Annotated in this window: 1 pseudogene; it reads left to right on the top strand. The window is 48.9% G+C overall.

The annotated features are described in order from the left end of the window. A pseudogene (locus R7O13_RS27570) lies at window positions 1-669 on the top strand (ribonuclease E); the annotation flags it as partial.

Genomic DNA, 669 nt, shown 5'->3' on the forward strand with positions numbered 1-669 from the left:
GGCTTGCAACTTGCGGCTGAAGCTCGCTCAGAAGTGAAGCCTGAAGAGAATAAAGCGAAAGCAAACGCGAAAACAGAGAAAGTCAAAGAGCGCCGTCAACGTCGCAAACTGAACAAATCTGTTCGTGTTAAAGATCAACTTGCCGATGAGCAAGTAGAAGAAACAGCAGTGAAAGCAATTGAACCTGTTGAGTCTCAAGTAGATCAAGCCGTTGATACAGCAGCAGACGCACAGCAAGACAACAAGCAAGGTGAATCGAAACAACGTCGTAACCGTCGTTCTCCTCGTCACCTACGAGCAAGTGGTCAACGTCGTCGTCGTGGTCGTGATCGTCGTCCTAACCCATTCCGTCTGCGCAAAGGCGGTGTAGCATCTCCTGAGATGGCAATGGGTAAAGTGATGCCACGTTACATTCCAAAACCAGCGCCTAAGAAGGAAGAGCGAGTTCAGGAAGAAGCGGTTGTGGCAATTGCAACTGTACCTGCTATGCAAGGTGGTTTTGCTTGCCCTGAAATGGCAATGGGTAAAGTCATCATCCGTCGTGAGCAACCAGCGGTAGCTGAAGCACCTGTTGTTGAACCTAAAGTTCAAGAAACAGTAGAAGCTAAAGCTGAATCACCGATTGTTGAAGCTGTAGCGCCTGAAAAGGCAGAGCCAGTAGCGGTTGAT

The organism is Vibrio sp. Y176, from assembly GCF_033438945.1.